A 21,620-nucleotide genomic window follows, 5' to 3' on the forward strand; every position below is an offset into this window, starting at 1 on the left:
AACGGCGTCACTTGGTCCCCTGGTCGGCCGGGGAGTCAGGTGTTGTCCTGCCTGACGCCCACCCGACGCACGTCCGCAGGCGTCCGACAGCGCAACTGCGTGAGTATCTGCTCGCACTCATCGTACAGCAGGCCGAGTGCGTGGTCGGCCCCGCGTGCACCCAGGGCACTGACACCGTAGGCCGCGGCGCGGCCGCTGAACACGGCGTCGGCGCCGAGGGCAAGGTACCGGGCGATGTCGGTGCCACTGCGCACACCCCCGTCGACCATCACCGTGCACTGGGCGCCAACGGACTCGGCGATGGCGGGCAGAACCGTTGCCGGTGCGGGCGCCGCGTCGCTCTGGCGGCCGCCGTGGTTCGAGACGATCAACCCGTCGGCACCCGCCGACACGGCGGCGCGTGCGTCCGACACGCTCAACACCCCTTTCACCACCAGGGCGCCGTCCCACCGGCTGCGCAGGTCGCGCAAGGTGTCAAGGTCGACCGGCTTGCGCAGCGCGAAGCGAATCTCCGCCGCGGTGCGTTTCAGGTCGCCCTGTTGCAGGTAGGGTTGCAGGTTGGCGAATTGCGGCAGACCCTGGCGTGCCATCGCGAGTGCCCAGCGCGGCTTCAACGCGGTCTGCATCAGCGAGCGCAGGTCGATGCGGGGCGGCACGGCGAGGCCGTTTCGGATGTCGGCTGGCCGGCGTCCGGGCGTCGGCACGTCAACGGTCACGACCAGCACCGAGACGCCCGCTGCGCGCGCCCGGGCGAGCAGGTCGTCGCGGATGTGCGCGTCTGCCGGGGCGTACAGTTGGAACCACAGGTGGTCGCCCGCGACCGACGCCGTGTCCTCGATCGAACTGGTTGACATGGTACTGAGCACGAACGGCAGGCCCAGTGCCTTCGCCGCGCGCGCCTGGTGGCGTGATGCGTCGGGCCAAAACAGACCACTGAGGCCGAGCGGGGCGACGCCGAACGGCGCGCGGTAGGCCTTGCCGAACAGCGGGGTGCCGAGGTCGACGGTGTCGCAGTCGCGGAGGTAGTCCGGGCACAGCGTGACCCGATCCAGCGCCTGGGTGTTGGCACGCACACCGATGTCGTCGGCGCAGCCGCCGGCAAGGTAGTCCCACACGAAGGACGGCAACCGGCGCCGCGCCAGCCGCTCCAGGTGCGCGATGGACGCCGCCCGCTTAAGCAAAGCGGGCGAGCGACCGGGGATGGCCTCAGGCATTCGCGGCGCTGAGTGCGGCCATGAAGCGGTGGCGGATCACGGCCGGGTCGGTCTCGATCACCGGCAGCTTGATGTTGCCCGACTCGCAATGGCACACGATGACGGTTTTCTTCTGGCTGTCGATGGCTGCTTGCAGCGCAGCGGGGCCCTCGGTGTCCTGGCACTCGACCACGTTCTCGCAGCCACAGGCGCGGGCCACGTCGGCGAGCGAGGTCCTGGCGCCGGCATAGGTCGGCTGGTCACCGGTCGAGCCGTAGCTGCCGTTGTCGACGATGAAGAGGACGTAGTTGTCCGCGTCGTTGTTGCCGATGGTGGCGAGGGTGCCGAGGTTGGTCAACACGGAGCCGTCGCCGTCGATGGCAATGATCGTCTGTGGCTGGTTCAACGCCAGACCGAAACCGATCGACGAGGACAAGCCCATGGTGCCAAGCATGTAAAAAAAGGTGTCCCGGTCACCGAGCTGGTGCAGTTCCTGGCTCGGCAGGCCGATGTTGCACACCACGAAGTGCTTTTCGAGGATCGGGTAGAGGGTCTTGAGCAGTTCGGAGCGGATCATCTCAGTAGCCTCCCCAGAAGTTGGCATCGGTCAGAATCGCGACAGGTTTCTTGCTCATGAAGCAGTACTTGAGGATGGCGTCGAACTCCTCGGCATCCGATTCATTGTGGAAGTGGTAGGTCGGAATCAGCAGCTGGTCCAAAAGTGCCTTGGTGTGGACAGCCATCTCGACCTGGCAGGACACCGGCTCGCGCAACTCGCCCCGGTAGCTGATCAGCATCGGCAAGGGCATGCGGTAGAACTGGGTCAGGGTCACGAGCGTGTTGACGGTCACACCAATCGCCGTGTTTTGCATGATGATCGCCGGTCGAGTGCCAGCCATCCACGCGCCGGCGCACAAGCCGATGCCCTCGTCCTCCTTGTTACAGGGCACGTGTTTGATATCCGGGTGTTTGTCGACGCCCTCGATCACGCCGCCGAGCTGCTTGCACGGAACGGTGGTAACAAAACCGATCTGGTTTGCCGCGAGGTCGTTCACCAGCGCATCACTGATGGACATGTCAGAGTCTCCTGTTGGGGGACGGGGTGGTCATTTGGCAGTGAAGCCGCCGTCGACTGGCAGCACTTGGCCGGTCACATAGGCAGAGGCATCACTGCAGAGAAAGATCAGCGGTCCGACCAGGTCGGCGGGTTCGCCGTTTCGGCCGACGCAGGTCTGCGCGGCCAACTTGCCGGCGAGCTCGCCGTCCTCGAACACGGGTGCAGTCAGCGGCGTGCGGAAAAAGCCGGGCGCTACAGCGTTGGCGTTGATGCCGTCGCCGGACCAGGCTTCCGCCATGGCCCGCGTCAGTTGGGCAAGTCCGCCCTTGGCAGCGCCGTAGGCGATACCGGCGTGGAAGGCCCGAAAGCTCTGCAACGAGGCAAAGTTGACGATGCGGCCCCAGCGGTTCTGCTTCATGCCGGGCACCAGTGCCTGACTGAGGTAGAACGGGGCGCTCAGGTTGAGGTCGAGGCTGAGCCGCCATTTGGCTGGCTCGACGTCGTCGGCCGGTTGTCGGGTGTTGATGCCCGCGGCGTTGACCAGGATGTCCGGCGCGCCAAAGGGCGCGGCGATGTGCTGCGCCACCGCGCTCAGACTGTCGAGGTCGGCGAGGTCGGCACACACCGTCGCGGCGCGGGGCCCGGCGGACTCGCGCCAGGCGCTGAGCTCGGCGTGGCGGCGCGCGACGCCGACGACCTGTGCACCGGCGGCAATCAGCGCATCAGCCGCCGCCTGCCCGAGTCCCGAGCTCGCGCCCGTGACGCAGGCGATGCGCCCGGTCAGGTCGAACAGCTCCGCGGGTGCGCGTTTCACGGTGCCAACTCGAAGTCGGTGTCCGGGAAGTACTTGTGCAGCCGCACGTCGGCGGCGCGTGCGTGGCCCTCCATACCCTCGAGGCGCGAAATCCGCGCCGTCGCTTCGGCGACCGGCATGGCCCCCTCGCGCGTCGCGCGCTGCCAGGTCACGACCTTCATGTACTTGTGCACGGACAACCCACCGGTGTACTTCGCGGCACCGGAGGTCGGCAACACGTGGTTCGGGCCGGCGGCCTTGTCGCCGTAGGAGACGGTGGTCTCTTCGCCGAGGAACAGCGAGCCGTAGCACTTGAGGCGTTGCAGCCACCAGTCGAGGTCGGCAGCCTGGACGGTCAGGTGCTCGGGCGCGTAGTCGTCCGACACCGAGGCCATTTCCTCGCGGTCGTCGCAGAGGATCACCTCGGCGTAGTCGCGCCAGGCCGCTTCGGCGTTGCCGCTGTTGAGTTCGGGCAGGTCGGCGATCAGCTCCGGCACCCGTGCCATGACGGTTTCGGCCAATGTGCGGTCGTCGGTGACCAGCCAGACCGGCGAGTTGTAGCCGTGCTCCGCCTGGCTCACGAGGTCGACAGCGACGATCTCGGGGTCGGCGTCGCCGTCCGCGAGAATCAGGCTGTCGGTCGGGCCGGCAAACATGTCGATGCCGACCTGGCCAAAGAGGATGCGCTTGGCTTCGGCCACATACTGGTTGCCCGGTCCGACCAGGATGTCTGACTTGGGTAGGCCGAACAGCCCGTAAGTCATCGCCGCCACGCCCTGCACGCCGCCCATGGCAAGCAGGGTGTCGGCGCCGGCGATGTGCGCGGCGTAGATGATCGCGGGTGCGATGCCGGTGTCCGGCCGTGGTGGTGAGCACGCGGTGATGTGGTTGACGCCGGCCACCTTGGCGGTGGTCACGGTCATGATCGCCGAGGCGATGTGGCTGTAGCGGCCGCCGGGCACATAGCACCCGGCTGCGCGGCAGGGAATGCAGCGTTGGCCTGCGGTCACACCCGGCGCCACTTCGGTTTCGAACTCGAGCAGCGAGTCGCGCTGTGCCTCGGCAAAGCGCGCCACGTTGCCGTGGGCGTACTGGATGTCGCGTTGCAGTTGCGCCGGCACCTGTTCGGTTGCCGCCTTGATCGCCGCCGCGTCGAGCAGGACATCGCCCTCGTACTTGTCCAGGTCCTTGGCGTACTGCAGCGCCGCGGTATCACCGCCCTCGGCGATGGTGTCCAGCATGGTGCGCACCTGGGCGTTGACGGTGTTCTGATCCGCTGTGGCGGTGTGGGTCGCTTTCTTCAGGTAGGTGACGGTCACAAGCGAATCCTCTCGGTGTGCTCGCAAAGGTGTGCGTTCGATGCCGACAGTGTAAGCGCTTGCATTCTTGCGATGCAAGCGCTTACATATAGGCCCCCCTCGGTGGCAGACGGTGACCCATGGCGGACTCGACTCTCCCCACGCTCGAAGACGTTGCACGGCTTGCCGCGGTGTCGACCGCGACGGTCAGCCGGTGTCTCAACGCGCCCGAACGCGTCGCCGAGCGCACCCGGGAACGGATCGAAAGTGCGATCGAGACCCTGGGTTACACGCCCAACTTCGGTGCGCGCGCGCTGGTGATGCGGCGCACCGGCATCGTCGGCGCGGTGATACCGACCCTGTCCAGCGCGATCTTTTCGCAGGCGATCCAGGCGTTTCAGCAGGAACTCGACCGGCTCGGGTTCACCCTGATTCTCGCGAGTTCGGACAGCGATCGGGACACCGAGGCGCGGCAGATCCGGGCCCTGATCGCACGCGGCGTCGACGGGTTGTTTCTGGTCGGTGCCGAACGCGATGAATCGGTGTACCACTTCATGCGGCAACGTCAGACGCCCTATGTGATCGGCTGGACCACCGAGGTGTCGCCTGGCCAGTGCTGTGTGGGCTTCGACAACGCAGCCGCAATGGCGCGCCTCACCGAGCGCGCGCTCGCGCTCGGCCACCGGCGTTTCGGGGTGATTTCCGCGCCGCTCGTCCACAACGACCGGGCGCGCGCCCGCGTCGCCGGGGTGCGCGACACACTCGCGCGCCACGGGCTGCCTGAAACGGCGTTGCAGGTGGCCGAGGTGCCCTACGAGATCGACGCCGCCGGTCAGGCCTTCGACCGGCTGTTGGCTGCGTCGCCACAGCCGAGCATCGTCATGTGCGGCAATGACGTTCAGGCCGCGGGCGCTTTGCGGCGGGCGCAGGCGCGCGGGCTCTCGGTGCCGGGTGACCTTTCGATCACCGGCTTTGACAACCTCGAGCACGCCGAGCTGGTTGAGCCAGGCATCACAACGGTTGCAGTACCGCACGTGGAAATGGGCAAACGCGCCGCCTCGGCACTCGCCGCCCAGGTCGCCGGCGGGCACGTCGACAACCGGACACGCCTGCCCACCGACATCGTCGACCGCGCATCGCTCGGGCCCGCGCCCCCACACTGAGCCGCCCGGCGCCGCAGGCGTCGTGGCACACTGTCGTGCAGTGCGCCACCGATCCGGGGCGGACAACACGACGGAGACGGCCGGTGGCGGAGATACCCGGGGACCCCTACGAGCGCGCGATGATGGAAAACCTCTATTGGTGGGGTATTCCGACGCTGTTCCGGTGTGAGCACGCGCCCGCACAGAAAGACGATATCGCGCTGGTAGGCGTGCCGCATTCGACCGGCAACGGCACGACCGAGCGTGACCAACACCTCGGGCCCCGTGCGCTGCGCAACGTGTCGGCGGTGCAGCGGCGGGTCCACAGTGTGTTCGAGATCGACCCGTGGTCGGCGGCGCGGGTGGTCGACCTTGGCGACGTGCCGTTTCCGCGCGCCAACGACAACGAAGACTGCATCGAGCGCATCACCGCGTTCTACCGCGAGATTGACGCCGTCGGTGCCCGGCCCGTCTCGATCGGCGGCGATCACTCGATCACCGGTGGGATTTTGCAGGCTTTCGGTGCGGCTGCAGTGAGCGGTGGACAACCCGTGAGCCTCTTGCACCTCGACGCCCACACGGACGTCTTCACCAAAGTCGACCACTTTCTCGGCGCGCGCAAATCGGCTGCGCACTGGGGCGCTTACCTCGCCGATCAGGGCCGCGTCGACCCCAGCCGATCGATGCAGATCGGGTTGCGCGGTCACCCGCGCAGCCAGGACTGGCTTCAGCCGTCGTACGACTACGGATACAACATTGTCACCATGCGGGAGTTCCGCGAGCGCGGCCTGGCCGAGGTCGTCAGCCAGGCGCGCGAGGTGCTCGGTGACCGCCCGGTCTACATCACCTTCGACCTCGATTGCCTTGACCCGACGATTGCGCCTGCCGTGGCGAACCTCGAGACGGCCGAGAAAGGCTTTGACATCGACGAGGCCATGGGGCTCTTGCGGGCAGCACGCGGTCTGAACATCGTCGGTGGCGACGTGGTCTGCATGATGCCGACCAAGGACAGCCCGAATCAGATCACCGCGCTCACGGCTGGCGCGGTGATGTTCGAGATGATTTCGATGATGGCCGAGAACGCCGCTGCGCGAGGTGCCGCATGACAATCGATCCCTTCTTCCAGCCGGTGTCGGCGATGGAGCTCGCCCGCTTTGCCGGTGTGCCCACGTTCATGCGTCTGCCCGCGCTGACCCCAGAGCACCCGCGCTACGGCGATGTCGACATCGGCCTGGTCGGTGTGCCCTGGGACGGCGGCACCACCAACCGCGCCGGCGCGCGCCACGGCCCGCGCCAGCTGCGGGACTACTCCACCATGATCCGCGCGATGAACGCCGCGACCGAGGTCGCGCCTTTTCAGCGGGTCAACTGCGCAGACCTCGGTGACGTCCCGCCCAACCCCGTGGACATCGAGGACAGCCTCGCCCGTGTCACCGCGCACTTCGGCGCCCTGCGGCGCGCCGGCATCGTGCCGCTGACAGCGGGTGGGGACCACCTCGTGAGCTTGCCGATCCTGCGTGCGCTCGCGGTCGATGGCCCGCTCGGCCTGATCCAGTTCGACAGCCACACCGACCTCTTTGACAGCTACTTCAACGGCAGCAAGTTCACCCACGGCACCCCGTTTCGGCGCGCAATCGAGGAAGGCCTGGTCGACCCCAAGCGCTTTGTTCAGATCGGCATTCGCGGGACGGCCTACAACACCGAGGATGTCGATTGGGGGCGCGAGCAGGGCGTTCGGATCATTCGGATCGAGGAGCTTTTCGACCGCGGGATCGCGGATGTGATGGCCGAAGCGCGGGCCATCCTTGGCTCGGCGCCGTGCTACTGCACCTACGACATCGACTTCGTCGACCCCACCTTTGCGCCCGGCACCGGCACGCCGGAAATCGGCGGGCCAAACAGTTTTCAGGCACAGCAGGTGATCCGTGAGCTGCGCGGGCTGAACCTGGTGGGCGCAGACCTCGTGGAGGTGTCGCCACCCTTCGACAACGCGGGCGGGACGGCGTGGCTGGGCGTGTCCCTGATGTTCGAACTGCTCTGTGTGCTGGCCGAGTCCACAACGAACTCTTAGGCGTGTGACTGGCGTCGGAGGTACACTCGCGCCCGCCGCCACCTCGCCGTTGCCACTGCACCTGGGAGAACCTGTGACCCCATCCCTCAACCTCGGCCCCGTCCCCGAGTTGTACGTGTCGGCCGACAGCGCCGAAAAACTCAAACGCGAAGCGGCAGACTTGCCGAGTTGGGACCTGACGCCGCGTCAGATCTGCGACCTCGACATGCTCATGAATGGGGGTTTCAACCCTCTCAAAGGCTTCCTGGGTGAGGCGGACTACAACAGCGTGGTCTCGGACATGCGCCTCGGCAATGGCGCGCTCTGGCCCATGCCGATCACGCTCGATGTCTCGGCCGACTTTGCGGCATCACTGGAGGTGGGGCAGGACATTGCCTTGCGGGATCAGGAAGGGGTCATTCTCGCGATCCTGTCGGTCTCAGACCGCTGGACACCCGACAAGTCCCACGAGGCAGCCCAGGTGTTCGGTGCTGACGACCTCGCGCACCCTGCGGTCAACTACCTGCACAATACGGCCGGTGAGGTGTACCTCGGCGGGCCGATCACCGGCATCCAATCGCCGGTGCACTACGACTTTCGCGCGCTGCGCAACACGCCGAACGAGATGCGCGCGTTCTTTCGCAAGCTTGGTTGGCGGCGAATTGTTGCCTTCCAGACGCGCAACCCCTTGCACCGGGCCCACCAGGAGCTGACGTTCCGCGCCGCGCGCGACGTGCAGGCCAACCTGTTGATTCACCCGGTCGTCGGCCTGACCAAACCGGGCGACATCGATCACTTCACCCGGGTGCGGTGCTACGAGGCTGTGCTCGAGCACTACCCGGCGAGCACCACCTCGCTGAGCCTGTTGAACCTCGCCATGCGCATGGCCGGCCCGCGTGAGGCGGTCTGGCATGGGCTGATCCGACGCAACTTCGGTTGCACGCACTTCATCGTCGGGCGTGACCACGCGGGACCGGGCAGCAACAGCCAGGGTGAGGACTTCTACGGCCCCTACGACGCGCAAGACCTGTTTCGCGAACACCAGGATGAAATGGGCATCGAGATGGTCGATTTCAAACACATGGTGTACGTCCAGGAACGCGTCCAGTACGAGCCCGCCGACGAAGTCGAAGACGGCGCCACGGTGTTGAACATCTCGGGGACAGAGTTGCGTCGGCGGTTGGCCGAGGGCCTCGACATTCCCGAGTGGTTTTCGTTTCCCGAAGTGGTGGCGGAGCTGCGCAAGACCAAGCCGCCGCGCTCGAAACAAGGGTTCACGGTATTTTTCACCGGGCTTTCCGGGTCCGGCAAATCCACCGTCGCCAATGCGTTGATGGTGAAACTCATGGAACTCGGCGGCCGACCGGTGACCCTGCTTGACGGCGATGTGGTGCGCAAACACCTCTCCTCGGAACTCGGCTTTTCCAAGGTGCACCGCGACCTCAACATCCGCCGGATCGGCTACGTGGCCTCCGAGATCACCAAGAACGGTGGCATCGCCATCTGTGCGCCCATTGCGCCCTACACCGCGACTCGGCGCGCGGTGCGGGAGTCGATCGAAGACCACGGTGCTTTCGTCGAAGTCCACGTGGCCACCTCGCTCGAGGAGTGTGAACGGCGTGACCGCAAGGGCCTCTACAAGCTCGCGCGCGAGGGCAAGATCAAGGAGTTCACCGGCATCTCCGACCCGTACGAGGCACCCGAGAACCCGGAAATGCGGCTCGACACCGAGGGCCAGACGGTCGACTACGTGGCCCAGCAAGTGATCCTCAAACTCGAATCACTCGGGCTGATTGCGGGCAACTGAGGCGCCTGTCACCGGCTGACGACGTCAGTCGGGGGGCGTTGAGGGCGGCGCGTTCAGCGCCGCGTGCAGGTGTTGCCAGCGCGTCGCGGCGGGCTCGCTGACGAGGAAGAAGGTGGGGCGCTCGAACGTGGGCGCGTCCAAGCGGTGCAGCGTGCCGCGTGCCAAGTGCGGCTCGACCAGGCTGGCGGGCAGGTACGCCGAGCCGCCGTGCGCCAACAGGTGATCCAGTCCCCACACCGTGGAACCCAGGTGAATCTTCGCGACCGCGGCGTCGGTGTAGGCGGCGGTGTGGTCTCGCGCAAATTGGTCGCCGGCGTCGACGTAGACGTAGCCGGGCTGGTGGGTGACCGAAGCCGCCGCGTCGGGTGAGACCAGCACCAGGGTTTCGATCGGCAAGGGCAGGCTCTGCTGCGCGGCTGTGGACGACGGTTGAAAGCACAGTGCGCAGTCGATCACCCCGTTGGTGAGCGCCTGTTCAAGGTCGCTTTGCGTGCCCGGCACCGCCGACAGAACGGTCCGCGGCGAGTGGTGCATCAGGTGGGTGAACAGCCGTGTGCCAAGGGTCGGCCAGAGATCGGGGTGGCAGCCGATGTTGCAGACGTCGTCCGCGCCGTCGGGCAGCGCGGTTTCCTGTTGCGCTTGCCACCACAGGTCCAGCATCGCCTCGGCGTAGCGCTTGAACTTGACCCCCGCGGCCGTGAGCGTGATGCCGCGCTTGTGCCGCAGCAGCAGGGTGGTGCCGAGCGCCTCCTCCAGCGACTGCAGGCGCGCTGTCACCGTGGATTGGGTGACGTTGAGACGCTCGGAGGCACGCACCAGACTGCCGGTTTCCACGATCGCGAGGAAGGTCTTGAAGGCCGCGAGTTGCATGGCTCGTAAATTCGATAAAAGCGAATTATGTCTGCAGTATTATTCGTTTTTCAAATCGATAGAGAGCTGCCACAGTATCGGCGTTCCCGTTTCGGAGCCTGGCAGTGGCAGCTCAGTGTGCAGAAACCGTCGGTACAGCCGACCCCGTCCCGCGTGCGGCCTTCATTGGGGCGATGCGCGCGGTGGCCAACACCGTGACGGTGGTTACCACCGAGGGGCCCGCGGGCCGGCACGGCGCCACGGTCAGCGCGTTCTGCTCGGTGTCAGCGGACCCCCCGTCGGTGTTGGTCTGTCTGCACGCCGAGAGCCGCATTGCCCGCTTGGTGAAACACAACGGCAGCTTTGCCGTGAACGCGCTGGCAGCAGATCAGCCCGACCTGGCGCTGCGTTTTGCCGGCGGCGACGACGCCACACTCAGGTCGGTCCAGGGCTGTGAGACCGGTGCCTGCGACCGCTTCGACGCTGTGGCGCTGGACCCGCTCGCGTCGCAACCGTCGCTCCACGGCGCGCTGGTCTTTTCCTGCCGGGTACAACAGTGTCAGCAGGTGGGCAGCCACGAGGTGGTCGTCGCCGAGGTCGTCGGCGTGTCTGGCAGCGTCGATGACCCACTCGTCTACCGCGACGGCGGCTTCGTTCGCGTGGTCAGTGACGAGGAGAGCGGTCGCCGTGGCTGAACTGACGCGCTACCGCATGTTGATCGATGGCGCCTTTGTCGACGCCGAGGACGGTGCGGTGTTCGAGAGCGTCAACCCGGCCACGGGCGAACCGTGGTGTGAGGTGCCCGCGGCGACGGAAGGGGACGTCAACCGGGCGGTGCAGGCGGCGCACCGCGCGTTTTCCGAAGGCCCCTGGTCGCGCATGACCGCGAGTGAGCGGGGCGCGTGTCTGCATCGCCTCGGCGATGTGCTGGCCGAGCACAGCGAGGCGCTGGGCCGCACCGAAAGCCGAGACACCGGCAAGCTGTTCAAGGAGACGGCGTGGCAGGCGCAGTACATCGCGCGCTTCTTTCACTTCTATGCGGGTGCGGCAGACAAGCTGACTGGAGATACACTGCCGATTGACAAGCCTGACTTGTTCGTCTTCACCGCGCGCGAGCCGCTTGGGGTGGTCGCGGCGGTGGTGCCCTGGAACTCGCAGCTCTTTCTGACCGCGGTCAAGATGGCGCCGGCGCTTGCGGCCGGCAACACGCTGGTGCTCAAGGCCTCCGAGCACGCGTCGGCGTCGATCCTCGAATTTGCCGCGCTGATCGAGAAAGCCGGCATCCCGCCGGGCGTGGTCAACGTCGTGACCGGCTTCGGCGAGCCCTGCGGTCGGACACTGACCTCGCACCCGCTGGTGGCACGGGTGGCCTTCACCGGCGGCCCGGCGTCGGCGCGCCACGTGATCCGCAACACGGCGGAGAATTTTGCCGAGCTCTCGCTCGAACTCGGCGGCAAGTCGCCGTTCATCGTGTTCGAGGACGCCGACATCGAGAGCGCGGTCAACGGCTGTGTCGGCGGCATTTTTGCCGCGTCGGGCCAGAGCTGTGTGGCCGGGTCGCGCTTGTACCTTCAGTCCGCGATTGCGGATGACTTCCTCGACAGATTGGAGCGGGAAGTGGCGAAGATTCGCATCGGCGACCCGCAGGACCCCGACGTGGAGATGGGCCCCTTGTGCACGGTGGCGCAACTCGAACACATCGAGGCGCACGTGGCACTAGCGCGACGCGAGGGCGGCACGGTGCGGTGTGGCGGAGCGCGACCGCCTGGCCGCGATGGACACTTCTACCAACCCACGGTCATCGAGTGCCCACGGCAGGACATGACGATCGTCGACACCGAGCTGTTCGGGCCGGTCCTGGCAGTGCAGCGCTTCGAGACCGAGGCGGAGGCACTGGCACTCGCCAACGATACCGTGCACGGGCTGGCCGCCGGCATCTTCAGCCGCGACAGTGCCCGCTGCTTGCGCATGAGTCGGGCGGTCAAGGCCGGGATTGTCTGGGTCAACACCTACCGGGTGATTTCACCCGTCGCCGAGTTCGGCGGCATGAAAGGGTCCGGCTACGGGCGCGAGAGCGGGTTCCAGGCCCTGTGGGACTACACCCGGCCGAAGACCGTCTGGATGAACACCTCGAGCAAGCCCTTGGCGAGCCAGTTTGTCGGGCGCTAGGTGCTCGGCATCGAACGGAGACAGCAGATGAAATTTCACCTCGCGATCAACCTCGAGCGCATGGACGAGCGCCTGGACATGGCGTCGGTGCGCGACCACACGCTGGAGATGGTGCAGATGGCAGACCGGGCCGGTTTCGAGACCGTCTGGGCCGCCGAACACCACGCGCTCGAGATGACCATCGCACCCAACCCCTTTCAATTGCTGACCTGGTGGGCCACGCACACGTCGAACATCCGGTTGGGCTGCGGGGTGGCCAACGCCGCCTACTGGCACCCGATCAACCTCGCCGGTGAGGCGGCGATGGTCGACCTGATCAGCGGGGGGCGGCTCGATCTCGGCCTGGGGTCGGGCGCCTACCAGCGGGAATTCGACCGCATGAAACCCGGTCTCGACCAGAAGGACAGCTGGCGTTACATGCAGGAGATGCTGCCGTTGGTGCGCGACTTGTGGCGTGGCGACGTGGCGCACGACGGCGCGCACTGGCAGTTTCCCAGTGCCACTTCCTGCCCGAAGCCGGTGCAGGCCGAGGTGCCGATGGGGGTGGCGGCGCGGGCGCCGATCACCTTCGACTACGCCGTGGCAAACGACTGCAACATCATGAGCTGGCCGCTGACCATGCCATTCTCCGAGGCCGAGGCGTACCGCGCGCGGCTCGAGGACGCGGTCGAACGGCTCGGCAAGCCCTTCGAGGGCACCTGGGCGCTGATGCGTCACACCGGTGTCTACACCACCGACGTCGACCGCCAGGCCACCCTCGACGCCGTGCGTTCGGTGCTTGGCATGTTCGGCAACCTCATGATGAAGGCGGGGGACGTGGTCAACGGCTTCCCGGAGAAGATTCCGTTCGAGCAACTCGACGGCAACGTGCGCGTCGACCCGGAGATGCTGGAGACCAACCTGGTGTTCGGCTCGCCCGAGACGGTGATCGAAAAGCTGCACGGCTACGCCGGGCTCGGGGTGGACGCGTACATCTACTACGCCTCGATGGGGCTCGACCACGACGTTCAGAAACGCTCCCTGCAAACCTTCATCGACCGGGTCATGCCGGCATTCTCCAAGGACTGACCCATGAGTGAATCGCATCTCGACATCAGGCGCACGCTGTTGCACGTGCAGACCACGCACATCGAGGGTGGCAAGGCCGTGCCGATGCCGACGAAGCTGGTCGCCGCGCTCGCGATCATCCGCAACCCCTGGGCGGGCAGGGGCTTTGTCGAGAACCTCCGCCCTGAAATACAGGCCTGCGGACCGTCGCTTGGCAAGCTGCTGACGGACATGATCCTGGACGTCACCGGCGACACGCTCGAGGGCTACGGCAAGGCCTCGGTGGTCGGCATGGGGGGAGAGCTCGAACACGCCCAGGCGCTGACCCACACGCTGTGGTTCGGCAATCAGTACCGCGAGGCCGTCGGCGCGAAGACCTACCTCGCGTTCAGCAACCTGCGCGGTGCGGCCGGCACGTCGGTGGTAATCCCGCTGATGGACAAGCACGACGCGGGTCGCCGCTCGCACTACCAGACGATCCACCTCGCGGTGCCCGATGCCCCGGCAGAGGACGAAGTGATCGTCGCACTGGGCGCGTCCGTGGGCGGCCACCCGCACCACCGCATTGGCGACCGCTACCAGGACCTCGCCGAGATGGGCCACGACCCCGACAACCCGGCGGGCGTGTGAGTGCGCTGAGCCGGACACCCGGCGGCACGGCCTGGTGCGAGCACGGGGACCCAAAGGCCCGTCCGCTGGTCTTGATCCACGGGCTCGGCTTGACGCTCGGCACCTGGGACGGGCATGTCGACGCGCTGGCCTCACAGTACCGCGTGATCCGCTACGACCTCGCCGGTCACGGGGCAAGCGACGCGCCGGCGCGCAAGCCCGATCTCGCACTCTATGCTGCCCAGCTGATCGAGCTGATGGACACGCTCTCGATTCCGCGCGCGGCGGTGTGGGGCTTTTCGCTCGGTGGCATGATCAACCGGCGTGCTGCGATGGACACCCCGGATCGCATCGTTGCGCTGGGCATTCTCAATTCACCGCACGAGCGCGGCGAGGCGGCGCAGGCGCTGGTTGAACAACGCGCACTCGACACGGCTGCAGGTGGCCCGGCCGCGACCCTCGACGCGACGCTTGCGCGCTGGTTCACGCCCGCGTTTCTCGAGCGCGGCGACCCCTGGGTCGCACGGGTGCGGGACTGGGTGCTCGCCAACGACCACCAGGTGTATACCGAATGCCGGTGGGTGCTGGCCAACGGCGTGGTCGAGCTCATTCGGCCCGAGCCGCCGCTCGCCGTGCCGGCCCTGGTGATGACCTGCGAGCACGACTCGGGCAGCACGCCCGCGATGTCAGAGGCGATCGGACAGGAAATCGCCGGCAGCACAGTGCGCGTCGTGCCGGCGTTGCAACACATCGGTCTGGTCGAACAACCCGACGCGTTCACGGCGCCCACGCTGGCGTTTCTCAACGCGCTGTCGGACAGCGCATGGTGAGGACAGGACAATGAAAACTCAGTCAGGCGGCCAGGCTGCGGTCGAGGCCTTGCAAACTGAATCGGTCTCCCACGTGTTCGGCCTGATCGGCTCGGCCACCATGGAGATGTTCGACGCCTTATACGACGCTGACGGCATCCACTTTGTCGGCGTGCACGACGAACGCACGGGCTGCCACATGGCCGACGGTTACGCGCGCGCGAGCGGCCAGGCCGGTGTGGTGTTGGCTGGCCAGAACGGGCCCGGCGCGACCAACCTCGTGACCGGCTTGTCGCAAGCGGCCGCGGCCTTCTCGCCGGTGGTGTCGATTGCCGGCGCGCTGTCGAGCGAGCACGTCTACCGCGGGGCGTTTCAGGAGGTCGACCAGCAAGCGTTGTTTACGCCTGTCACCAAACAGACCTGGACCGCCACATCGGCCGCGCGCGTGCCGGAGATGTTTCGTGAGGCCTTTCGGGTGGCGCTCACGCCGCGACGTGGGCCGGTCCAGCTCAACCTGCCACGCGATGTGCTGTCCGCGACGGCTGAGGTCGAGCCGCCGCAGTCCCCGGCGGCCTACCGTAACCAGCGGTCACCCGCCGCGAACCGCGAGGCCATCGACGAGGCGGCGGCGCGTTTGCACGCTGCCAGACAGCCGGTGATCGTGGTCGGGGGTGGGATCAAGAACACCGGCGGCCACGCTGCGGCCCTTGCGCTGGCCGAGGCGCTGAACTGCCCGGTGGTGAGCTCGCCTGGGCACGGTGACGCGGTGCCTTTCGCGCACCCCTTGAACGCCGGGCAAATGGGGCCGCGGGGCAACCCGGTCGCCAGTCGGTTGGTCAAGGAAGCCGATGTGATCCTGGCGCTTGGCACCCGGCTCGGTTTCAACAGCACCTTCTACTCCTGGGACAACCTCAACCGCGCGGCCGACATCATCCAGGTCGAGCTCGACCCGCTCGCGATCGGCCGGCACTTTCCAGTCGCGCTTGGCATCTGGGCCGATGCGCCCACGGCGGCGCATCAGCTCGTTGCGGCGCTGCCCGCCGCGGCTGCGCGCGCCGAGGTCGATGCCTGGACCGCCCGGTTCCAGGCAGAGCGACGTGCCTACCTTGGCAACCGCGACGCCGACGCCGACCTGAACGACACGCTCATTCAGCCATCGGGCCTGTTCAAGACCTTGCGCGATGTGCTGCCGCAGGACGCCATCCTGACGCTCGACGCGGGCACCCTCTGCCTGCAAGCCACCGACGCGATGAATTACTGGCAGCCGCCCGCGTTGTTTTCACCGCTCGACTTCGGGCTCGTCGGTTTCTCCTTCGCCTGCGGCCTCGGCGTCAAACTCGCCCAGCCGGCGCGGCCAGTGGTCAGCCTGATGGGCGACGGCGGTTTCGGCATGACATTTTCCGAACTCAGCACCGCCGTCGACCACGGTATCAACACGGTGACCCTGGTGATGAACAACCAATGCTGGGGGGCGGAGAAGGCCTACCAGCGTGATTTCTTCAACGGCCGCTACATCGGTGCCGACGTGTCGAGCCCCCCGTTTGACAAGGTGGCTGAGCTCTACGGTGCGGTGGGGTACAAGGTCGACCGCCTGTCGCAACTTGCCGACGCAGTCGAGGCCGCGCTGGGGTGTGGCAAACCCGCGGTGGTCGACATCGCGGTGGACCCGGCGGCGCTGTACAGCTTCCGACGCGACAGCTTCAAGCACCGAGGGGGGTGAGCACCCGTGGATGACACCGACCGCTACCCGGCGACCGCGGCCCATCGGCGCAGCGGAGACTGGAACCCGCTCTGGGACCAGATGCACGCGCTGGACCCCGATTTTCTCGAAGCCTACCTCGCGTTCCGCTCCGTGCCCCACACGAACGGCCCGCTGGACGCGAAAACGCGTGAGCTGATCATGATCGCGATCAACGCCGCCACCACTCACCTCTACGGGCCCGGTGTGCGACGGCACATGCAGAATGCGTTCAAGGCCGGCGCGACGCAGGCCGAGATTCTCGAGGCGATACAACTCACCACGGTCATGGGCATCCACGCCTGCAACCTGGCGGTCCCGATCCTGATCGAGGAGGCGGAAAAACACGCCGGTGGAGCGTGAAGGCGTGGCGCGCGGTGTGCGAGACTGGTTGAAACAGACGGAGGGCACGCCGTGACAGTGCGATGGGTGGTGATGCACTTGCCAGGGCCTGCGTGGCAGGCCGGGGTGGATTTTCGAGAGCAGGTCGGTGTGATGGACCATGTCAGCCACTACGCTGTCTGGCACGCAGACGGCAAGCTGGAGGCCGGCGGACCGTTTCTCGACCCGGCGGGTGGCGGGATGATGATCGCATCCGAAGACGTCAGCGAGGCGGAACTGGAGGCCTTCGCCGCGGCCGACCCGGCCGTTGCCAGCGGCCTGCTGAGCTATAGGGTCCGCCCCTGGTACCGGGCAATGACGCAGGCGCCGACCGACTGACCGTGGCGCGACCCCTGTCGGTTATCGACCGCGTTCGTCGGGGTCGAATGCCGCCGTGCCGGTGCGACGCGCCACCGATCGTCTCGCGTGCGTGGCGGCGCGAACAGGCATCTGATACCATTTAGTGGGTCAGCGCGCTGCGTTGCATCTCTGGGGGCGATTAGCTCAGCGGGAGAGCACTGCCTTCACACGGCAGGGGTCACTGGTTCAATCCCAGTATCGCCCACCACCCCACCTTTTTCTCGACAGTCACCCTGACGTGTTCGGTTTGAAGCGGTCCGGGCCGATGTGGTCCAGCGTTGTCAGGCCGTCGCCGCTCAACTCGTAGGCCTGGCCAAACCCCTCGATGAATCGGCCTGATTGCGGGACCAGGCGGTAGAGCGAAAAATCGCTCAACTGTCGCATCATCGTGACGGTATCACCAAACTGCGCCGTGAACGCGTCCAGCACGGTGTTGGCACGCACCGACTCACGCTGTTCCACTTCTGCAGCGCACAGCAGGCTCTGGCGTCGCCTGGCAAATGCATTGGACGGCGACGCGTCCGGGTCGATGACCAACACGCTGAGCTGACCGGTGCGCTGGATGTTGCCGGTGTGCGGCGACAGCGTGCTGAGAAACAGCCAGAACGTGTCTTCGAAGTACAAGCAAGGTGCATGGCTCGCCTCCGGTGTGCCGTCTGTATTTTTTGTCGCCAGAAACAAGGCGTTACAGGCCTGGCGCTGTGCAATCATGCGGTCGCGGGCTTGTACTCGTTGCTGATCAGTTTTCATCATGTAGCAATATGCGTCATTGACGCCACGTGACGGTGTGTGGCTCCCTAGATGACGCCGCTGACAGCGGCGACAATTCAAACAGGGTATGGAATATGGAACGTTATGTACTCGACGCGCGTGTGGTGCGCGCGGCTTTGTGTGATCCCGATGGCCACTCGGCCGCGCTGCTCTCGCACGCGCTGGCAGACCAGTCGGTGTTGCTGACGAGCTACCCACTGTTCACGGAGTACGAAGCGCAGTGTATGCGACCTGCGATGTGGGGACCAATGGGTCTGTTGGCGTGGCAGGTGGGCGACTACCTCGACGGCCTGGCGGCGTTGATGCGGGTGGTCAGGGTGTCGGCGGCGTGGTTGCCGAAACTGAAGGATGTTGTGGCCGAGCTGGCCCTGGTGACGGCGGTGCAGGGGGACGCCGATGCGATCGTGTCGCTCGATGCCGCGACCCTGGCAGACGCTGCCCACCGCTTCGACATCGAGGTGCTCACACCGCAGCAAGCGGTCGCGCGAGGTGCCCATGTCTGAGCTCGTCACCTGCCGTGTGCGTTTGCCCCGCGGTTTGCAGTCCAAGGTCAGTCTGGTCACGCGCCAGGAGGGCAGCACCGTCAACCAGTTCATTGCGCTCGCGATCGCCGAGAAGCTCTCCACGGTCGAGGCCCTGAAGGCGCTGCGACGGCGCGCAGACCGGGCGGACATGAAGTCGTTCCGCCAGATCCTGAAGCGCAGCTCGCAGGCGGGCTGATAGCCCGTCCATGTGATGCCCCTGCGGGTCGACGGTGCGGGTGCAGGAGTGCGTGCCCGCGCCGTCGACGCCGACTTGCCCGTGGTGAACGCCGCTCGGTTGATCCAATCTGGGCTGCGTTGTCTGGAACCAGTCCCAGGTGCGTCTACCTGCCGTAGGCTCATCCCTCAACACATTAGGTGTCATCGCTTGTCGTTTTCACTGGCACGATAACGGCACGCGCTCACTGGCTGAGTGCGCCACTATCCTCACGCCGCGAACGGACGACATCGCCTATGGCATTGGGCGGAGTGGCAGGCCGCTGGCCTGCACCCGTGGAGCCAGCAGGCAATTTGCTAGGGGTGCCCCATACTTCAAAAGCCCAAGCGGCTCCAGCAGATCAACTGCACAGACGTGAATCTAGAAGCGATGAAAGTACTACTGGTATTTGGCACACGACCCGAGGCCATAAAAATGGCGCCCTTGGTGCGTCAACTTGCTGACGCAGAGGGCGTGGAGGCACGTGTGTGTGTGACGGGTCAGCACCGCGAGATGCTCGATCAGGTCATGTCGCTGTTCGAACTCGAAGCACACTACGACCTTGCCATCATGAAACCGGGGCAGGACCTGAGTGATGTCACAAGCGCAGTGATTCTCGGATTGCGATCGGTGATCGCGGATTTCAAGCCCGATCGGCTGCTCGTGCACGGCGACACCACGACGACGCTGGCCGCGAGCCTCGCGGCGTACTACGCGCAAGTGGCAGTTGGCCACGTGGAAGCGGGCCTGCGCACCGGTAACATCTACTCGCCCTGGCCCGAAGAAGCCAACCGCAAGCTGACCGGCGCGATTGCCGACAAACACTACGCCCCGACTGAGGAGTCCAAGCAGAACCTGCTGCGCGAGGGCGTGGCTGAGGCCAATATTCTGGTCACGGGCAACACGGTCATCGACGCGTTGCAGTGGGTTGCGCACAAGCTCGATGCAACCGACGCCTTGCGCGCCGAGATGGACGCGCTGTTCCCCTTTCTCAGCACAGAGCGGCGACTGATCCTGGTCACGGGCCACCGGCGTGAGAGCTTCGGCGACGGATTCGAGCGGATTTGTGAGGGGCTGTCGCGCATTGCAGCGCGGGGTGACGTGGATGTCGTCTACCCGGTGCACCTCAATCCCAACGTGCGAGAGCCCGTCAACCGCATTCTCGGCTCTGCCGAGAACGTCTTCCTCATCGAGCCGCAGAGCTACCTGCCGTTTGTGTACCTCATGAACCGCAGCCACACCATCATCACGGATTCAGGCGGTGTTCAAGAAGAAGCACCGTCGCTTGGCAAGCCGGTGCTGGTGATGCGGGACACCACCGAACGGCCCGAGGCCGTCGCGGCGGGACCGGTGAAACTCGTCGGGACCGATGCCGAGAAAATCGTCGAGGTGACTGGCTCACTTCTTGATGACAAGCAGCTGTATCAATCGATGAGCGTGGCCCACAACCCCTACGGAGACGGCCGCGCGTGCGAACGCATAGTTGAGGATTTGCAGCGTGGCGACTGAATTCAAGCGGGTGTCGATGATCGGCCTGGGCTACATCGGGCTGCCTACAGCCGCCCTGATGGCGTCACGTGGCCTTGAGGTGATCGGTGTGGACGTCAACCAGAGTGCGGTTGACACGATCAATGCCGGCGACGTGCACATCGTCGAACCCGACCTCGATATTGTGGTGCGCAGCACCGTCACCACCGGGAATCTCAGGGCGACAACCGCTGTCGAGCCTGCCGACGCGTTCTTGATTGCCGTGCCCACACCCTTCAAAGGGGAGTACGAGCCCGATCTCAGGTATGTCGAAGCCGCGACGCGGTCGATCGCTGGGGTGATCGAGGCTGGCAACCTGGTGATCCTCGAGTCCACCAGCCCTGTCGGCACGACCGAGAAAGTCGAGCAGTGGCTCAAAGAGGAGCGACCCGACCTCAAGTTCCCGTCCGAGCACGGGGACAACACCGACATTTTTGTCGCGCACTGCCCTGAGCGGGTGCTGCCTGGCCACGTGCTGCAGGAGCTCGTGTCCAACGACCGCATCATCGGAGGCATCGGGCAGCGCAGCGTCGAGGCGGCAACCGCGCTGTACCGCCTCTTTGTGAAAGGCCAGTGCATTCCCACCAACGCTCGCACAGCCGAGATGGCCAAGCTGACGGAAAACGCCTTTCGCGACGTCAACATCGCCTTCGCAAACGAGCTGTCGTTGATTTGTGAAAAGCTCGAGATCGATGTCTGGGAGTTGATCGCGCTGGCCAATCGCCATCCGCGGGTCAACATTCTCCAGCCTGGCCCCGGAGTGGGCGGGCACTGCATCGCGGTTGACCCGTGGTTCATTGTTGACAGCGCCCCCGAACTCGCTAAATTGATCAGCTCGGCCCGCCACATCAACGATGGCAAACCGGGCTACGTGATTGACGCCGTGACCCGCTCCTCAGACCGTTTCAAAGCACCGGTGGTGGCGCTGTTTGGCCTGGCGTTCAAAGCCAACATCGACGACTTGCGAGAGAGCCCAGCCGTGCACATCGCCGAGCAGCTAGGGCAGCACCTGGATGCGCGCGTGATCGCGGTTGAGCCCAACATCGAGTCGTTGCCCGCGTCGCTCGCTGGGGCAGGCGTCGAACTCGCGACGATCAACGACGCGCTCAACACGGCGGACATTGTGGTTGGCCTAGTCGACCATGATGAATTCAAGTCCTTGTCAAGAGAAAAGCTTCAAGCCAAAGTAGTGCATGATTTCCGTGGAATGTGGGCTAAATAACATTTAATGACAAGAATACTAAAAAAAACGTCGCGCCCAAAAAGAAAAAGCAAAAAAATA

The 21,620-nt window shown here is 65.8% G+C and carries 23 protein-coding genes and 1 tRNA gene; 17 read left to right on the forward strand and 7 right to left on the reverse strand.

The window, feature by feature from the left end; all coding sequences use genetic code 11:
• Nucleotides 1-35: 35 nt before the first annotated feature.
• The 5 genes from AAGA11_11960 to hisD are packed head-to-tail and all read right to left on the reverse strand — an operon-like array spanning nucleotide 36 to nucleotide 4,362.
• Entirely contained in the window at nucleotides 36-1,214 is a 1,179-nt protein-coding gene (locus AAGA11_11960) for an alpha-hydroxy acid oxidase (protein ID MEM9603571.1), read from the reverse strand.
• Nucleotides 1,207-1,770 carry a thiamine pyrophosphate-dependent enzyme gene (locus AAGA11_11965; protein MEM9603572.1) on the reverse strand — a complete coding sequence of 188 codons (564 nt, stop codon included), beginning with the start codon at nucleotides 1,768-1,770 and terminating at the stop codon, nucleotides 1,207-1,209. The genes AAGA11_11960 and AAGA11_11965 overlap by 8 nt, the downstream gene beginning before the upstream one ends.
• A gap of 1 nt (nucleotide 1,771) precedes the next feature.
• A complete protein-coding gene (comD, locus tag AAGA11_11970; GenBank protein MEM9603573.1) occupies nucleotides 1,772-2,269 on the reverse strand; it encodes a sulfopyruvate decarboxylase subunit alpha in 498 nt (165 codons plus the stop codon).
• Nucleotides 2,270-2,299: 30 nt separating this feature from the next.
• Nucleotides 2,300-3,064, reverse strand: a complete 765-nt coding sequence (locus AAGA11_11975) for an SDR family oxidoreductase (protein MEM9603574.1) — start codon at nucleotides 3,062-3,064, stop codon at nucleotides 2,300-2,302.
• Nucleotides 3,061-4,362, reverse strand: a complete 1,302-nt coding sequence (hisD, locus tag AAGA11_11980; GenBank protein ID MEM9603575.1) for a histidinol dehydrogenase — start codon at nucleotides 4,360-4,362, stop codon at nucleotides 3,061-3,063. The genes AAGA11_11975 and hisD overlap by 4 nt, the downstream gene beginning before the upstream one ends.
• A 119-nt stretch (nucleotides 4,363-4,481) precedes the next feature.
• Here hisD and AAGA11_11985 point away from each other — a divergent pair, with 119 nt between their 5' ends.
• From AAGA11_11985 to AAGA11_12000, 4 genes are all read left to right on the forward strand, one after another.
• Nucleotides 4,482-5,504 (forward strand): LacI family DNA-binding transcriptional regulator, encoded by a 1,023-nt coding sequence (locus AAGA11_11985; protein ID MEM9603576.1) that lies wholly within the window; start codon nucleotides 4,482-4,484, stop codon nucleotides 5,502-5,504.
• 119 nt (nucleotides 5,505-5,623) lie between these two features.
• Nucleotides 5,624-6,589 carry an arginase family protein gene (locus AAGA11_11990; protein MEM9603577.1) on the forward strand — a complete coding sequence of 322 codons (966 nt, stop codon included), beginning with the start codon at nucleotides 5,624-5,626 and terminating at the stop codon, nucleotides 6,587-6,589.
• The gene (locus AAGA11_11995; protein MEM9603578.1) at nucleotides 6,586-7,554 is read left to right on the forward strand and encodes an agmatinase; all 969 of its coding nucleotides are present in this window, start codon (nucleotides 6,586-6,588) and stop codon (nucleotides 7,552-7,554) included. The genes AAGA11_11990 and AAGA11_11995 overlap by 4 nt, the downstream gene beginning before the upstream one ends.
• A gap of 73 nt (nucleotides 7,555-7,627) precedes the next feature.
• Nucleotides 7,628-9,340: a bifunctional sulfate adenylyltransferase/adenylylsulfate kinase gene (locus AAGA11_12000; GenBank protein ID MEM9603579.1), complete on the forward strand. Its 1,713-nt coding sequence runs from the start codon at nucleotides 7,628-7,630 to the stop codon at nucleotides 9,338-9,340.
• A 24-nt stretch (nucleotides 9,341-9,364) separates the two neighbouring features.
• Here the strand turns inward: AAGA11_12000 and AAGA11_12005 are convergent, their stop codons facing one another.
• On the reverse strand, nucleotides 9,365-10,210 hold the full coding sequence (locus AAGA11_12005) for a LysR family transcriptional regulator (protein ID MEM9603580.1): 846 nt from the start codon (nucleotides 10,208-10,210) through the stop codon (nucleotides 9,365-9,367).
• Between the two features lie 173 nt (nucleotides 10,211-10,383).
• On the opposite strand from AAGA11_12005, the gene AAGA11_12010 reads away from it, so the two are divergent.
• From AAGA11_12010 to AAGA11_12050, 9 genes are all read left to right on the forward strand, one after another.
• Nucleotides 10,384-10,884 (forward strand): flavin reductase family protein, encoded by a 501-nt coding sequence (locus AAGA11_12010; protein MEM9603581.1) that lies wholly within the window; start codon nucleotides 10,384-10,386, stop codon nucleotides 10,882-10,884.
• Between the two features lie 16 nt (nucleotides 10,885-10,900).
• On the forward strand, nucleotides 10,901-12,358 hold the full coding sequence (locus AAGA11_12015; GenBank protein ID MEM9603582.1) for an aldehyde dehydrogenase: 1,458 nt from the start codon (nucleotides 10,901-10,903) through the stop codon (nucleotides 12,356-12,358).
• A gap of 27 nt (nucleotides 12,359-12,385) precedes the next feature.
• Entirely contained in the window at nucleotides 12,386-13,426 is a 1,041-nt protein-coding gene (locus tag AAGA11_12020) for an LLM class flavin-dependent oxidoreductase (GenBank protein MEM9603583.1), read from the forward strand.
• Between the two features lie 3 nt (nucleotides 13,427-13,429).
• Nucleotides 13,430-14,035 (forward strand): amino acid synthesis family protein, encoded by a 606-nt coding sequence (locus tag AAGA11_12025; GenBank protein ID MEM9603584.1) that lies wholly within the window; start codon nucleotides 13,430-13,432, stop codon nucleotides 14,033-14,035.
• Nucleotides 14,032-14,844, forward strand: a complete 813-nt coding sequence (locus AAGA11_12030; GenBank protein MEM9603585.1) for an alpha/beta fold hydrolase — start codon at nucleotides 14,032-14,034, stop codon at nucleotides 14,842-14,844. Before AAGA11_12025 ends, AAGA11_12030 begins: the two co-directional genes overlap by 4 nt.
• A 10-nt stretch (nucleotides 14,845-14,854) precedes the next feature.
• Nucleotides 14,855-16,543: a thiamine pyrophosphate-binding protein gene (locus tag AAGA11_12035; GenBank protein ID MEM9603586.1), complete on the forward strand. Its 1,689-nt coding sequence runs from the start codon at nucleotides 14,855-14,857 to the stop codon at nucleotides 16,541-16,543.
• A gap of 6 nt (nucleotides 16,544-16,549) precedes the next feature.
• Nucleotides 16,550-16,924: a carboxymuconolactone decarboxylase family protein gene (locus AAGA11_12040; GenBank protein MEM9603587.1), complete on the forward strand. Its 375-nt coding sequence runs from the start codon at nucleotides 16,550-16,552 to the stop codon at nucleotides 16,922-16,924.
• A gap of 51 nt (nucleotides 16,925-16,975) precedes the next feature.
• Nucleotides 16,976-17,281 carry a YciI family protein gene (locus AAGA11_12045; protein ID MEM9603588.1) on the forward strand — a complete coding sequence of 102 codons (306 nt, stop codon included), beginning with the start codon at nucleotides 16,976-16,978 and terminating at the stop codon, nucleotides 17,279-17,281.
• Nucleotides 17,282-17,435: 154 nt separating this feature from the next.
• Nucleotides 17,436-17,510, forward strand: a tRNA-Val gene (locus tag AAGA11_12050).
• Between the two features lie 20 nt (nucleotides 17,511-17,530).
• Here the strand turns inward: AAGA11_12050 and AAGA11_12055 are convergent.
• Complete coding sequence (locus tag AAGA11_12055; GenBank protein MEM9603589.1) at nucleotides 17,531-18,052, reverse strand: pyridoxamine 5'-phosphate oxidase family protein; 522 nt, start codon at nucleotides 18,050-18,052, stop codon at nucleotides 17,531-17,533.
• A 95-nt stretch (nucleotides 18,053-18,147) separates the two neighbouring features.
• Here AAGA11_12055 and AAGA11_12060 point away from each other — a divergent pair, with 95 nt between their 5' ends.
• The 4 genes from AAGA11_12060 (at nucleotide 18,148) to wecC (ending at nucleotide 21,560) form a co-directional block, all read left to right on the forward strand.
• The gene (locus AAGA11_12060; GenBank protein ID MEM9603590.1) at nucleotides 18,148-18,576 is read left to right on the forward strand and encodes a PIN domain-containing protein; all 429 of its coding nucleotides are present in this window, start codon (nucleotides 18,148-18,150) and stop codon (nucleotides 18,574-18,576) included.
• The gene (locus AAGA11_12065; GenBank protein ID MEM9603591.1) at nucleotides 18,569-18,793 is read left to right on the forward strand and encodes a toxin-antitoxin system HicB family antitoxin; all 225 of its coding nucleotides are present in this window, start codon (nucleotides 18,569-18,571) and stop codon (nucleotides 18,791-18,793) included. Before AAGA11_12060 ends, AAGA11_12065 begins: the two co-directional genes overlap by 8 nt.
• 408 nt (nucleotides 18,794-19,201) lie before the next feature.
• Nucleotides 19,202-20,320 carry a UDP-N-acetylglucosamine 2-epimerase (non-hydrolyzing) gene (gene wecB, locus AAGA11_12070; GenBank protein MEM9603592.1) on the forward strand — a complete coding sequence of 373 codons (1,119 nt, stop codon included), beginning with the start codon at nucleotides 19,202-19,204 and terminating at the stop codon, nucleotides 20,318-20,320.
• Complete coding sequence (wecC, locus tag AAGA11_12075) at nucleotides 20,310-21,560, forward strand: UDP-N-acetyl-D-mannosamine dehydrogenase (GenBank protein MEM9603593.1); 1,251 nt, start codon at nucleotides 20,310-20,312, stop codon at nucleotides 21,558-21,560. The genes wecB and wecC overlap by 11 nt, the downstream gene beginning before the upstream one ends.
• Nucleotides 21,561-21,620 lie beyond the last annotated feature (60 nt).

It is taken from the genome of Pseudomonadota bacterium, from assembly GCA_039196715.1.
In the GTDB taxonomy this organism is placed as follows: Bacteria; Pseudomonadota; Gammaproteobacteria; order CALCKW01; family CALCKW01; genus CALCKW01.